Source organism: Streptomyces sp. SudanB182_2057 (assembly GCF_964272715.1).
Classification (GTDB): Bacteria; Actinomycetota; Actinomycetes; order Streptomycetales; family Streptomycetaceae; genus Streptomyces; species Streptomyces rubradiris.
This window is the reverse complement of record NZ_OZ186798.1, coordinates 3,581,770-3,594,984: the sequence shown is the minus strand read 5'-3', so window position 1 is coordinate 3,594,984 and position 13,215 is coordinate 3,581,770. Positions and strand designations below refer to the sequence as shown.

Annotated in this window: 11 protein-coding genes and 1 tRNA gene; 10 read left to right on the top strand and 2 right to left on the bottom strand. The window is 69.2% G+C overall.

What is annotated here, in order from left to right:
- Positions 1-44 precede the first annotated feature (44 nt).
- Positions 45-1,094: an adenosine deaminase gene (locus ACSURM_RS15430; RefSeq protein WP_436955567.1), complete on the bottom strand. Its 1,050-nt coding sequence runs from the start codon at positions 1,092-1,094 to the stop codon at positions 45-47.
- Between the two features lie 126 nt (positions 1,095-1,220).
- A complete protein-coding gene (locus ACSURM_RS15425; protein ID WP_436955566.1) occupies positions 1,221-2,447 on the bottom strand; it encodes a pyridoxal phosphate-dependent aminotransferase in 1,227 nt (408 codons plus the stop codon).
- Between the two features lie 261 nt (positions 2,448-2,708).
- On the opposite strand from ACSURM_RS15425, the gene ACSURM_RS15420 reads away from it, so the two are divergent.
- The 10 genes from ACSURM_RS15420 (at position 2,709) to rpoB (ending at position 13,177) form a co-directional block, all read left to right on the top strand.
- Positions 2,709-2,781: transfer RNA gene (locus ACSURM_RS15420), tRNA-Trp, on the top strand.
- Between the two features lie 106 nt (positions 2,782-2,887).
- Positions 2,888-3,172 (top strand): preprotein translocase subunit SecE, encoded by a 285-nt coding sequence (gene secE / locus ACSURM_RS15415; protein ID WP_359051349.1) that lies wholly within the window; start codon positions 2,888-2,890, stop codon positions 3,170-3,172.
- Between the two features lie 80 nt (positions 3,173-3,252).
- On the top strand, positions 3,253-4,116 hold the full coding sequence (nusG, locus tag ACSURM_RS15410; RefSeq protein ID WP_436955564.1) for a transcription termination/antitermination protein NusG: 864 nt from the start codon (positions 3,253-3,255) through the stop codon (positions 4,114-4,116).
- A 26-nt stretch (positions 4,117-4,142) separates the two neighbouring features.
- Entirely contained in the window at positions 4,143-4,592 is a 450-nt protein-coding gene (locus ACSURM_RS15405; protein ID WP_436955562.1) for a hypothetical protein, read from the top strand.
- Positions 4,593-4,722: 130 nt separating this feature from the next.
- Positions 4,723-5,157: a 50S ribosomal protein L11 gene (gene rplK, locus ACSURM_RS15400; protein ID WP_030601313.1), complete on the top strand. Its 435-nt coding sequence runs from the start codon at positions 4,723-4,725 to the stop codon at positions 5,155-5,157.
- 109 nt (positions 5,158-5,266) lie between these two features.
- Positions 5,267-5,992 carry a 50S ribosomal protein L1 gene (rplA, locus tag ACSURM_RS15395; protein WP_436955560.1) on the top strand — a complete coding sequence of 242 codons (726 nt, stop codon included), beginning with the start codon at positions 5,267-5,269 and terminating at the stop codon, positions 5,990-5,992.
- Between the two features lie 166 nt (positions 5,993-6,158).
- Positions 6,159-7,088 carry a hypothetical protein gene (locus ACSURM_RS15390; RefSeq protein WP_436955558.1) on the top strand — a complete coding sequence of 310 codons (930 nt, stop codon included), beginning with the start codon at positions 6,159-6,161 and terminating at the stop codon, positions 7,086-7,088.
- 1,026 nt (positions 7,089-8,114) lie between these two features.
- Complete coding sequence (rplJ, locus tag ACSURM_RS15385) at positions 8,115-8,645, top strand: 50S ribosomal protein L10 (protein ID WP_030601305.1); 531 nt, start codon at positions 8,115-8,117, stop codon at positions 8,643-8,645.
- A gap of 111 nt (positions 8,646-8,756) precedes the next feature.
- The gene (gene rplL, locus ACSURM_RS15380; protein ID WP_030601294.1) at positions 8,757-9,143 is read left to right on the top strand and encodes a 50S ribosomal protein L7/L12; all 387 of its coding nucleotides are present in this window, start codon (positions 8,757-8,759) and stop codon (positions 9,141-9,143) included.
- A gap of 548 nt (positions 9,144-9,691) precedes the next feature.
- Positions 9,692-13,177: a DNA-directed RNA polymerase subunit beta gene (gene rpoB, locus ACSURM_RS15375; protein ID WP_436955555.1), complete on the top strand. Its 3,486-nt coding sequence runs from the start codon at positions 9,692-9,694 to the stop codon at positions 13,175-13,177.
- Positions 13,178-13,215 lie beyond the last annotated feature (38 nt).

Genomic DNA, 13,215 nt, shown 5'->3' with positions numbered 1-13,215 from the left:
GCCGGGACCGCCGGGAGCCGCCGTGCCGGCTCCCCGGGGCCCCGTCAGGCGGGCCCGGCGGCCGGGCGGGTCAGCCAGTCGTCCACGCCCGCCAGCAGCCGCGCCTTGACCTCCTCCGGCGCTGCCGAGCCCCGCACCGACTGCCGGGCCAGCTCCGCGAGCTCCGCGTCCGAGAAGCCGTGGGCGTGTCGGGCGATCTCGTACTGCGCGGCCAGCCGCGAGCCGAACAGCAGCGGGTCGTCCGCGCCCAGCGCCATCGGCACGCCCGCCTCGAAGAGGGTGCGCAGCGGGACGTCCTGCGGCTTCTCGTACACGCCGAGCGCCACGTTCGAGGCCGGGCACACCTCGCAGGTCACGCCCCGGTCGGCCAGCCGCTTCAGCAGCCGCGGGTCCTCCGCGGCCCGCACCCCGTGCCCGATCCGCGTGGCGTGCAGGTCGTCCAGGCAGTCCCGGACCGACGCCGGGCCGGACAGCTCGCCGCCGTGCGGGGCCGACAGCAGACCCCCCTCGCGCGCGATGTGGAAGGCCCGGTCGAAGTCCCGCGCCAGACCCCGCCGCTCGTCGTTGGAGAGCCCGAAGCCGACCACGCCCCGGTCCGCGTAGCGCACCGCCAGCCGGGCCAGCGTGCGCGCGTCCAGCGGGTGCTTCATGCGGTTCGCGGCGACCAGGACGCGCATGCCGATGCCGGTCTCCCGGGAGGTCGTCTCGACCGCGTCCAGGATGACCTCCAGCGCCGGGATCAGACCGCCCAGCCGGGGGGCGTACGACGTCGGGTCCACCTGGATCTCCAGCCAGCCCGAGCCGTCCTTCAGGTCCTCCTCCGCGGCCTCCCGGACCAGGCGCTGGATGTCCTCCGGGGCGCGCAGGCAGGAACGGGCCGCGTCGTACAGCCGCTGGAAACGGAACCAGCCCCGCTCGTCCGTGGCGCGCAGCCGGGGCGGATCCCCGCTGACGAGGGAGTCCCTCAGCGTGTCGGGCAGCCGTACGCCGTACTTGTCGGCCAGCTCCAGCACGGTCCCTGGTCGCATCGATCCGGTGAAGTGCAGGTGCAGATGGGCTTTCGGCAGCTCAGAGAGATCACGTACACGCTCCATTCCCAGATCCTGCCGTACGCCACCGCCTTCCCGGTAGCCGTTTCACCGTAGGTGGGCTTGCCCGTACACACGAACGGGCCGCCTCCCCGGGGGAGACGGCCCGCACGCGCGCGTGGCGGCCGGGAACTAGTCCCGCGCCTCCGCCAGCAGCTTCTGGACGCGGCTCACGCCCTCGACGAGGTCCTCGTCGCCGAGCGCGTACGACAGCCGCAGGTAGCCCGGGGTGCCGAAGGCCTCGCCCGGGACGACCGCGACCTCGGCCTCCTCCAGGATCAGCGCGGCCAGCTCGACGGTGTCCTGCGGGCGCTTGCCGCGGATCTCCTTGCCGAGCAGCGCCTTGACCGAGGGGTAGGCGTAGAACGCGCCCTCGGGCTCCGGGCAGACCACGCCGTCGATCTCGTTGAGCATCCGCACGATGGTCTTGCGCCGCCGGTCGAACGCCTCGCGCATCGTCGCCACGGCCTCCAGGCCGCCCGAGACGGCGGCCAGGGCGGCCGCCTGGGCCACGTTGGAGACGTTGGAGGTGGCGTGCGACTGGAGGTTCGTCGCGGCCTTGACGACGTCCTTCGGGCCGATGACCCAGCCCACGCGCCAGCCGGTCATGGCGTACGTCTTCGCCACGCCGTTGACCACGACGCACTTGTCGCGCAGCTCGGGCAGGAGCGCCGGCAGGGACACCGCGGCGGCGTCGCCGTAGACCAGGTGCTCGTAGATCTCGTCGGTGAGCACCCACAGGCCGTGCTCGAGGGCCCAGCGGCCGATCGCCTCGGTCTCGGCCTCGGAGTACACCGCGCCGGTCGGGTTGGACGGGGAGACGAAGAGGACGACCTTCGTCCGCTCCGTACGCGCCGCCTCTAGTTGCTCCACCGACACCCGGTAGCCGGTGGTCTCGTCCGCGACGACCTCCACCGGGACGCCGCCGGCCAGGCGGATGGACTCCGGGTACGTCGTCCAGTACGGCGCCGGGACGATGACCTCGTCGCCCGGGTCGAGGATCGCGGCGAAGGCCTCGTAGATGGCCTGCTTGCCGCCGTTGGTGACCAGGATCTGGGAGACGTCGGGCTCCCAGCCGGAGTCGCGCAGCGTCTTGGCGGCGATCGCGGCCTTCAGCTCGGGCAGGCCGCCGGCCGGGGTGTAGCGGTGGTACTTGGGGTTCTTGCAGGCCTCGACGGCCGCCTCGACGATGTAGTCCGGGGTCGGGAAGTCGGGCTCACCGGCGCCGAAGCCGATCACCGGACGCCCGGCGGCCTTCAGGGCCTTGGCCTTGGCGTCCACGGCGAGGGTGGCGGACTCGGAGATCGCGCCGACGCGGGCGGAGACCCGGCGCTCGGTGGGAGGGGTTGCAGCGCTCATGCGGACCATCGTTCCAGACCGGAAATGCCCCCGGCACACGGGTTTCACAGACTGGGCAGCCGGTGGTCGAGGGGTGAACAGGGGTCCGAATCCGGCCTCCGGCCAGGACGATCTTCCCTTCCGGGATCCCGACGGGCACTTTCTGTTCGACGCCGGGCCCCGGACCACGTACACTCTCACCTCGTTGGCCTCTCGACGGCCGCCGTCGAGCCGGTGCACATCGGGCACCCGGTTGGATGCGGTACGTTGGGGGACACACAAAGGGTCGTAGCTCAATTGGTAGAGCACCGGTCTCCAAAACCGGCGGTTGGGGGTTCAAGTCCCTCCGGCCCTGCTACACACACCGCCAGGATGTGTGCGCATGTACGTACAGCAATGCACCGCCGTGCGGCTCAGAAACCGGGCGCGGCACGGCCACGACCCGGGATCAGGTGAGGACTATGACGGACGCCGTAGGCTCCATCGACACGCCTGATGCCCAGGACGAGGTGCCCGAGTCCAAGAAGGCCCGCAAGGGCGGTAAGCGCGCCAAGAAGGGCCCGCTGAAGCGCCTCGCCACCTTCTACCGCCAGATCGTCGCGGAGCTCCGCAAGGTCGTCTGGCCGACGCGCAACCAGCTGACTTCGTACACCACCGTGGTGATCTTCTTCGTCGTCATCATGATCGCTCTGGTGACCGTGATTGACTATGGGCTCGACCACGCGGCCAAGTACGTCTTCGGCTGAGCCAAAAGCGAAGGGCGCCGTGGTACCGGCGCCCCTTTTCGCATGTTCCACCCCTATGTATCCAGGAAGAAGCAGCCATCGTGTCTGACCCGAACCTGAACGACGACGCCACTGAGCCCCGGGGGCTGGCTGCCGAGACGGTGGACGACGAGCTCGACATCGTCGAGGGCGCGGACGACCAGGACGAGTTCGAGGCTGCCGAGGCCGAGGCGGGGGAGCCGGCCGAGGAGGCCGCCGTGCACGCCGACGACGCCGAGGACGAGGACGTCTCCGAGGACGAGGGCGACGAGGCCGCCGAGGAGGCGGTCGAGGAGACCGCCGCCCCGGTCGACCCGGTCCAGGCCCTGCGCGAGGAACTGCGCACCCTGCCCGGCGAGTGGTACGTCATCCACACCTACGCCGGTTACGAGAACCGCGTGAAGACCAACCTGGAGCAGCGCGCCGTCTCGCTGAACGTCGAGGACTACATCTTCCAGGCCGAGGTGCCGCAGGAAGAGGTCGTCCAGATCAAGAACGGCGACCGCAAGACGATCAAGCAGAACAAGCTGCCGGGTTACGTCCTGGTCCGCATGGACCTGACGAACGAGTCCTGGGGCGTCGTCCGCAACACCCCGGGCGTCACCGGCTTCGTCGGCAACGCCTACGACCCCTACCCGCTGACCCTGGACGAGATCGTCAAGATGCTCGCCCCGGAGGCCGAGGAGAAGGCCGCCCGCGAGGCGGCCGAGGCCGAGGGCAAGCCCGCCCCGCAGCGTAAGGTCGAGGTCCAGGTGCTGGACTTCGAGGTCGGCGACTCGGTCACCGTCACCGACGGCCCGTTCGCCACGCTCCAGGCGACCATCAACGAGATCAACCCCGACTCCAAGAAGGTCAAGGGCCTGGTCGAGATCTTCGGCCGGGAGACCCCGGTCGAGCTGTCCTTCGACCAGATCCAGAAGAACTGAGCACACTCCCCGGAAGCGCCCCCCCGGTGACCACCGGACCGGGGCGCTTCCGCCGTGTCCGGCCCGCCCTCGCCGCCGTGGCCGTGCTGGCGCCGCTGGTCCTGCTGTACGCCGTCTGCGTGCCGGCGGCCTGGCAGCGCACCGGACTGCGCGGCGCCGAGCCGGTCGCGGCCACCTTCCACGACGGCGCCTGCCTCCTCGGCCGCTGCTCGGTGACGTACTCCGTCGCGGGGGAGCGGGTGACGGCCGGCCTGCCGGTCGGCACGCGCGCGTGGGGCCACACCGAGGGCGACCCGGTGACCGTGCGCGCCGCGCCCGGCGAGCCGGAGCGGGTGGCGCTCGCGGACGACACCGGACGCGGGGCCGTCGCCGCGCTGCTCGCCGTGCCCGTGGGCGCGAGCCTGCTCGCGTTGCTCGCCGCGGCCGTGCGCGTGCTGCGCGACGGGCGCCCCGAAGAATCCGTGCGGGGCGCCTGACCTGGGGGATTTCTTGTCTCGTGGGGACAGCGGCTATCGTTGTGCGGTATGCCATCTGCGGGATCGTGCAACGGCATGGATCCGCCATCGCAGATGGCCATCAACCTCTCAGTAAGGACCCGGAGAGAGCATGCCTCCCAAGAAGAAGAAGGTCACGGGGCTCATCAAGCTCCAGATCCAGGCCGGCGCCGCCAACCCGGCTCCGCCGGTCGGCCCGGCGCTGGGCCAGCACGGCGTCAACATCATGGAGTTCTGCAAGGCCTACAACGCCGCGACCGAGTCGCAGCGCGGTTGGGTCATCCCGGTGGAGATCACGGTCTACGAGGACCGTTCCTTCACCTTCGTGACCAAGACGCCGCCGGCCGCGAAGATGATCCTCAAGGCCGCGGGCATCGAGAAGGGCTCCGGCGAGCCGCACAAGACCAAGGTCGCCAAGATCACCCAGGCGCAGGTCCGCGAGATCGCCCAGACCAAGATGCCCGACCTGAACGCGAACGACCTGGACGCCGCCGCGAAGATCATCGCCGGTACCGCGCGTTCCATGGGCGTCACGGTCGAGGGCTGAACCCCACCTTCGTAGCAGTCATGCGGCTGCCTGCATTTCGCGGCCGCACGTGGCAGGGCCTGCTCGGCCCAGTGACCACGACTCCTTTCAGAACACACAGGAGCAAGTTGTGAGCAAGCGCAGCAAGGCTCTCCGCGCTGCGGACGCCAAGATCGACCGGGAGAAGCAGTACGCCCCGCTCGAGGCCGTCCGTCTCGCCAAGGAGACCTCCACGACCAAGTTCGACGCCACCGTCGAGGTCGCCTTCCGTCTGGGTGTCGACCCGCGCAAGGCCGACCAGATGGTCCGTGGCACCGTGAACCTTCCGCACGGCACCGGTAAGACCGCCCGGGTCCTGGTCTTCGCGACCGGCGACCGTGCCGAGGCCGCGCGTGCCGCGGGCGCCGACATCGTCGGTGCCGACGAGCTGATCGACGAGGTCGCGAAGGGCCGTCTGGACTTCGACGCCGTCGTCGCCACCCCGGACCTCATGGGCAAGGTCGGCCGCCTCGGCCGCGTCCTCGGCCCGCGTGGTCTGATGCCGAACCCGAAGACCGGCACCGTCACCCCCGACGTGACCAAGGCCGTCACGGACATCAAGGGCGGCAAGATCGAGTTCCGCGTCGACAAGCACTCGAACCTGCACTTCATCATCGGCAAGGCGTCCTTCGACGACGCCAAGCTGGTGGAGAACTACGGCGCCGCGCTGGAGGAGATCCTCCGTCTGAAGCCGTCCGCCGCCAAGGGTCGCTACATCAAGAAGGCCGCCATCACCACCACGATGGGCCCCGGCATCCCGGTCGACCCGAACCGCACCCGCAACCTCCTCGTCGAGGAGGACCCGGCCGCCGTCTGAGCCCCGGCTCAGCTCGGTAGCCGCGTCAGGGACGCGTAAGCGAAAAGGGCGGGCCCTGGAACCTCTCCGGTTCCGGGCCCGTCCTTTCTGTGTACGTCCGTTCGAAGGACTGTCAGTGGCCTGGGCTACGGTGCAGGCACAGGACACACAACAGGGGTGGGAACAGATGAAGAGCACGACCGTGCGCCGGGTGACCCTTTCCGTCGCGGTGGTGGCCGCGCTGACCGGAGTGGCCGCCTGCGGCTCCTCCGACTCCGGCAAGGGCGACGACAAGGCGGCCGGCAAGGAGGCCGGCAAGGGCGCGATACAGCTCAGCCCGATCGCCGCGCTGCGGTCCGTCGAGAAGTCCACCGACCAGGCCGACTCGGCCAAGGTGCGCTCCACGACGTCCCTCGGCGACATCATGGCGATGACCGCGGACGGCGCCCTCACCTGGAACGACGGCCTCAAGGGCAACCTGACCATCACCTACACCGGCGGCCAGATGGCCGAGCTGATGAAGAAGGCCGGCAACCAGTCGATGGAGGCCCGCTATCTGCAGGACGCCTACTACGCGCACATGAGCGAGACGTACGCCCAGCAGGCGGGCGGCGGCAAGCACTGGATCAAGTACTCCTACGACGACCTCGCGAAGTTCGGCGGCGCGTCCGGGTCGTACATGAAGGACCAGCTCCAGAACGCCACGCCGAACCAGTCGGTGAAGATGCTGCTGGCCTCCGGTGACGTGAAGAAGGTCGGCGAGGAGAAGGTCTCCGGCGTCAAGACCACGCACTACTCGGGCAAGGTGAACGTCGCCGACCTCGCCGACAAGACCAGCAACCTCGGCGCCGACCAGATGGCGGCCCTGAAGAAGCAGCTCAGCCAGGCCGGCATCACCACCGAGACCATCGACATCTGGGTCGACGACCAGAACCTCCTGATCAAGAAGACCGAGAAGGCCGACACCGCCAACGGGGTCCTGAACAACACGTCGTTCTACTCCGACTACGGCGTGAAGGTCAGCACGGAGGCCCCGCCGGCCGACGACACCAAGGACTTCGGCGAGATGATGAAGTCCGGCGGCATGGCCACGGGCGGCACGGGCACGGCTTCCTGAGCCTCAGGCCGTCCCTGAGCCTCCCGGCATCCTCAGTCCCCTTCGGAGCCCGCCCCACGGCCACGCAGCGCCCTGCGCGCGCCGCCGGGCCCTAGGTAGCCCGGCCCCCCGACCCCGGCGCTCACCTGCCCATGGGAGGCCCTTGCCGGGGCCGTCCAGGCCCCTGTGGCCCGCGAGGGGGCTCACGGCCGCACACAGGGTCCGCGTCGGCCCGCGCCCGTGCCCCGGGGCCGGAGGGGCGGCCCTGGCCCCGCTCACGCCCCGGGGCCGGCCCCGTCGGGAGGCTCTTGCCGGCGCCATTCAGGCTCCGGGGGGTCGCGTCGAGGCCCACGGCCGTGCCAAGGGACCCGCGTCGGCTCACCACCGCGCCCCGGGGCCAGTGGGGCCGCCCTGCCACTTGGCCCCGCTCACGCCCTGGTCCTGGCCTCAGCCTCGGCCCCGGCACCCCGGCCCCGCGTGCTCAAGCTGCCCGCGGGTGGCCCTTGCCGACGCCGTTCAGGCCCTCGGGGCCCGCGTCGAGGCCCCCGGCCGCGCCCGGGGGTATGCGTCGGCTCACCACCGCGCCCCGGGGCCAGTGGGGCCGCCCTGCCACTTGGCCCTGCTCAGGCCCCGGCCCCCGGCCCCCGGCCCCCGGCCCCCGGCCCCCGGCCCCCGGCCCCCGGCCCCCGGCCCCCGGCCCCCGGCCCCCGGCCCCCGGCCCCCGGCCGGGCCGGGCCGCCCTTTCCCCATCGCGGCCCACCCCCAAACGGCCCGATTTGCTCCGTGGCGATCCGGTCCCGTACTCTCTGGGGGAAGCCAAAGACCGCTGGTCGTTGCCGTGCGCTCGCATGAGGGTGCGGTGGCCGAAGGATCCGCTGAAAAGTGGACGACCCGCGCAGGTGACAGTGGAAGTACTCCCGGAGTGCCCGCCGAGCGCGTGCAGACCGGTCGAGTCCGCCCCGTGCGCCTGCGCCGGGGCGTTTCGTTTTCCCCAGTCCTCCTTCGGGTCCGCGCGGTCCGAATCACCCGGAAGGAGGCCGAGGCTCTATGGCGAGGCCCGACAAGGCTGCCGCGGTTGCGGAGCTGACGGACAAGTTCCGCAGCTCCAACGCCGCCGTGCTGACCGAGTACCGCGGTCTCACCGTGGCGCAGCTCAAGACGCTGCGCCGGTCGCTCGGTGAGAACGCCCAGTACGCCGTGGTGAAGAACACGCTGACCAAGATTGCGGCCAAGGAGGCCGGGATCACGCTGGAGGACCAGCTCTTCGCTGGCCCGACGGCCGTCGCCTTCGTCACCGGTGACCCGGTGGAGTCGGCGAAGGGTCTGCGTGACTTCGCCAAGGAGAACCCGAATCTCGTCATCAAGGGCGGTGTCCTTGACGGCAAGGCGCTGTCCGCCGACGAGATCAAGAAGCTTGCGGACCTCGAGTCCCGCGAGGTTCTGCTCAGCAAGCTGGCCGGTGCCTTCAAGGCGAAGCAGTCCCAGGCTGCCTCCGTCTTCCAGGCGCTGCCGTCGAAGCTCGTCCGCACCGTGGACGCGCTGCGCGCCAAGCAGGCCGAGCAGGGCGGTGCCGAGTAATTCGGCTCGCATCATGACCGCCGCCGCCAGGCAGCGGTCGTAGCGGGCCGAACGTACGCCCGCCATTCATGTACATCCGGCACCAGCCGATTTAGTGGAAGGAAAGCCATCATGGCTCTCACCCAGGACGAACTGCTCGCCGAGTTCGAGGGCATGACCCTGATCCAGCTCTCCGAGTTCGTGAAGGCGTTCGAGGAGAAGTTCGACGTCACCGCTGCCGCTGCCGCCCCGGTCGTCGTGGCCGGCGGTGCCGCCGGCGGTGCTGCCGCCGAGGCCGAGGAGGAGAAGGACGAGTTCGACGTCATCCTCACCGGCGCCGGCGACAAGAAGATCCAGGTCATCAAGGTCGTGCGTGAGCTGACCTCCCTGGGTCTGAAGGAGGCCAAGGACCTCGTCGACGGCACCCCGAAGCCGGTCCTCGAGAAGGTCAACAAGGAGGCCGCTGACAAGGCCGCCGAGGCCCTCAAGGGCGCCGGTGCCTCCGTCGAGGTCAAGTAAGACCTTCGCGAGCGCCACAGCGGCCCGCTAGGGCTGTAACGCGAACGCACCGAAGGGCGATCATCCATCTGGGTGGTCGCCCTTCGGCGTTCCCCGGAGCCTGGCGAGGGCTGCCTTGCACCTGTGTTCGTGCGGGGTAAGGTGATCTTCGTCGTGTCTCCGGACGCCCCGGTTCCGGCAAGGAACCCTTGACGAACCGCACGCAGCGCGCAATTCTCAGGACGCGTCGTCACAAGGATCCGAATCCGAGGCATGGATCGACGACGAAGAGGGCAGTATCAACGTGCGTTGAGGGCAGGATGCCGAGGGCGTTGAGAGAGGCGTTGAGCACAACGAGGGTCTTCGAAAACCCGCGCTGGACATCAGTGTGCCAAGTGGCTACACTGACCCTTTGCGCTGCCTGTTAGCTGTCCCCTGCCCGTCACCAGGGGTCTGCCCTCACTTGAGCACAGTCGACCGATGCCCCCCGACCTGGGGTTTCCGTCCCTGTGTACAGGAGAGGGACCGGTACGCGCGTAGTGAGTCCGAGCCCTCGGAAGGACCCCCTCTTGGCCGCCTCGCGCACTGCCTCGACCGCGAATACGAACAACGGCGCCAGCACCGCCCCGCTGCGCATCTCCTTTGCAAAGATCAAGGAGCCCCTCGAGGTTCCGAACCTGCTCGCGCTGCAGACCGAGAGCTTTGACTGGCTGCTCGGCAACACCGCCTGGCAGACTCGGGTCGAGGAGGCTCTGGAGAACGGTCAGGACGTCCCCACCAAGTCCGGTCTGGAGGAGATCTTCGAGGAGATCTCCCCGATCGAGGACTTCTCCGGGTCGATGTCGCTGACGTTCCGGGACCACCGCTTCGAGCCGCCGAAGAACTCGATCGACGAGTGCAAGGAGCGCGACTTCACGTACGCCGCCCCGCTCTTCGTCACCGCCGAGTTCACCAACAACGAGACCGGTGAGATCAAGTCCCAGACGGTCTTCATGGGCGACTTCCCGCTCATGACGAACAAGGGCACTTTCGTCATCAACGGCACCGAGCGTGTCGTGGTGTCGCAGCTGGTCCGTTCCCCCGGTGTCTACTTCGACTCCAGCATCGACAAGACGTCCGACAAGGACATCTTCTCCGCCAAGATCATCCCGTCCCGGGGTGCCTGGCTGGAGATGGAGATCGACAAGCGCGACATGGTCGGTGTCCGCATCGACCGCAAGCGCAAGCAGTCGGTCACCGTGCTGCTGAAGGCGCTCGGCTGGACCACCGAGCAGATCCTTGAGGAGTTCGGCGACTACGAGTCGATGCGCGCCACCCTGGAGAAGGACCACACCCAGGGCCAGGACGACGCGCTGCTCGACATCTACCGCAAGCTGCGCCCGGGCGAGCCCCCCACGCGCGAGGCCGCGCAGACGCTGCTGGAGAACCTCTACTTCAACCCCAAGCGCTACGACCTCGCCAAGGTCGGCCGCTACAAGGTCAACAAGAAGCTGGGTACGGACACCCCGCTGGACGCGGGCATCCTGACCGTCGAGGACATCATCGCGACGATCAAGTACCTGGTGAAGCTGCACGCCGGCGAGACCGAGACCTCCGGTGACAACGGCGAGACGGTCGTCGTCGAGACGGACGACATCGACCACTTCGGCAACCGCCGCCTGCGCAGCGTCGGCGAGCTGATCCAGAACCAGGTCCGCACGGGTCTGGCCCGTATGGAGCGCGTCGTGCGCGAGCGCATGACGACCCAGGACGTCGAGGCGATCACGCCGCAGACCCTGATCAACATCCGGCCGGTCGTCGCCTCCATCAAGGAGTTCTTCGGCACCAGCCAGCTGTCGCAGTTCATGGACCAGAACAACCCGCTGTCTGGTCTGACGCACAAGCGCCGTCTGTCGGCGCTCGGCCCCGGTGGTCTGTCCCGTGAGCGGGCCGGCTTCGAGGTCCGTGACGTGCACCCCTCGCACTACGGCCGCATGTGCCCGATCGAGACGCCCGAAGGCCCGAACATCGGTCTGATCGGCTCGCTCGCCTCCTACGGCCGGGTCAACGCGTTCGGTTTCGTCGAGACCCCGTACCGCAAGGTCATCGACGGCCAGGTCACCGACGAGGTCGACTACCTGACCGCCGACGAAGAGGACCGCTTCGTCATCGCGCAGGCCAACGCGCCGCTGACCAGCGACCTCCGCTTCGAGGAGAACCGCGTCCTGGTCCGCCGCCGCGGCGGCGAGGTCGACTACGTCGGCCCCGAGGACGTGGACTACATGGACGTCTCGCCGCGCCAGATGGTGTCGGTCGCGACCGCCATGATCCCGTTCCTCGAGCACGACGACGCCAACCGTGCCCTCATGGGCGCGAACATGATGCGCCAGGCCGTTCCGCTGATTAAGTCGGAGGCCCCGCTCGTCGGTACCGGCATGGAGTACCGCTCCGCCGTCGACGCCGGCGACGTCGTCAAGGCCGAGAAGGCCGGTGTGGTCCAGGAGGTCTCCGCGGACTACATCACCACCGCCAACGACGACGGCACGTACATCACGTACCGCCTGGCCAAGTTCGCCCGCTCCAACCAGGGCACCTCGGTCAACCAGAAGGTCATCGTCAACGAGGGCGACCGCGTCATCGAGGGCCAGGTCCTCGCCGACGGCCCGGCCACCCAGAACGGCGAGATGGCCCTCGGCAAGAACCTGCTCGTGGCGTTCATGCCGTGGGAGGGTCACAACTACGAGGACGCGATCATCCTGTCGCAGCGCCTCGTGCAGGACGACGTCCTCTCCTCGATCCACATCGAGGAGCACGAGGTCGACGCCCGTGACACCAAGCTCGGCCCCGAGGAGATCACCCGGGACATCCCGAACGTCTCCGAGGAGGTCCTCGCCGACCTCGACGAGCGCGGCATCATCCGCATCGGCGCCGAGGTCATCGCCGGTGACATCCTCGTCGGCAAGGTCACCCCGAAGGGTGAGACCGAGCTGACGCCCGAGGAGCGCCTGCTGCGCGCGATCTTCGGTGAGAAGGCCCGTGAGGTCCGCGACACCTCGCTGAAGGTGCCGCACGGCGAGACCGGCAAGGTCATCGGCGTGCGCGTCTTCGACCGCGAGGAGGGCGACGAGCTGCCGCCGGGCGTGAACCAGCTGGTCCGCGTCTACGTCGCGCAGAAGCGCAAGATCACCGACGGTGACAAGCTCGCCGGCCGCCACGGCAACAAGGGTGTCATCTCCAAGATCCTGCCGATCGAGGACATGCCGTTCCTGGAGGACGGCACCCCGGTCGACATCATCCTCAACCCGCTGGGTGTGCCGTCCCGAATGAACCCGGGACAGGTCCTGGAGATCCACCTCGGCTGGCTCGCCAGCCGCGGCTGGGACGTCTCCGGCCTCGCCGACGAGTGGGCGCAGCGCCTGCAGGCCATCGGTGCCGACAAGGTCGCCCCGCGCACCAACGTCGCCACCCCGGTCTTCGACGGTGCCCGCGAGGACGAGCTGGCGGGTCTGCTGCAGCACACCATCCCGAACCGCGACGGCGAGCGCATGGTGCTCCCGTCCGGCAAGGCGCGGCTGTTCGACGGCCGCAGCGGTGAGCCGTTCCCGGACCCGATCTCGGTCGGCTACATGTACATCCTGAAGCTGCACCACCTGGTCGACGACAAGCTGCACGCCCGTTCGACCGGCCCGTACTCGATGATCACCCAGCAGCCGCTGGGTGGTAAGGCCCAGTTCGGTGGCCAGCGGTTCGGTGAGATGGAGGTGTGGGCACTCGAGGCCTACGGCGCCGCTTACGCGCTGCAGGAGCTGCTGACCATCAAGTCCGACGACGTCACCGGCCGCGTGAAGGTCTACGAGGCCATCGTCAAGGGCGAGAACATCCCCGAGCCCGGCATCCCCGAGTCCTTCAAGGTGCTCATCAAGGAGATGCAGTCGCTCTGCCTGAATGTGGAGGTGCTGTCCAGCGACGGTATGTCCATCGAGATGCGCGACACCGACGAGGACGTCTTCCGCGCTGCGGAGGAGCTCGGTATCGACCTGTCCCGGCGCGAGCCGAGCAGCGTCGAAGAGGTCTGACGGGAGCCGGCGGGGCCCCTGACCGACCAGGGGCCCCG

Bases quoted from the DNA above. Each gene is read 5' to 3' on its own strand.
- ACSURM_RS15390 (WP_436955558.1), top strand. From the start codon at position 6,159: ATGAAGAGCACGACCGTGCGCCGGGTGACCCTTTCCGTCGCGGTGGTG.
- ACSURM_RS15425 (WP_436955566.1), bottom strand. From the start codon at position 2,447: ATGAGCGCTGCAACCCCTCCCACCGAGCGCCGGGTCTCCGCCCGCGTC.
- ACSURM_RS15430 (WP_436955567.1), bottom strand. From the start codon at position 1,094: ATGGAGCGTGTACGTGATCTCTCTGAGCTGCCGAAAGCCCATCTGCAC.
- rplL (WP_030601294.1), top strand. From the start codon at position 8,757: ATGGCTCTCACCCAGGACGAACTGCTCGCCGAGTTCGAGGGCATGACC.
- rplJ (WP_030601305.1), top strand. From the start codon at position 8,115: ATGGCGAGGCCCGACAAGGCTGCCGCGGTTGCGGAGCTGACGGACAAG.
- secE (WP_359051349.1), top strand. From the start codon at position 2,888: ATGACGGACGCCGTAGGCTCCATCGACACGCCTGATGCCCAGGACGAG.
- rplK (WP_030601313.1), top strand. From the start codon at position 4,723: ATGCCTCCCAAGAAGAAGAAGGTCACGGGGCTCATCAAGCTCCAGATC.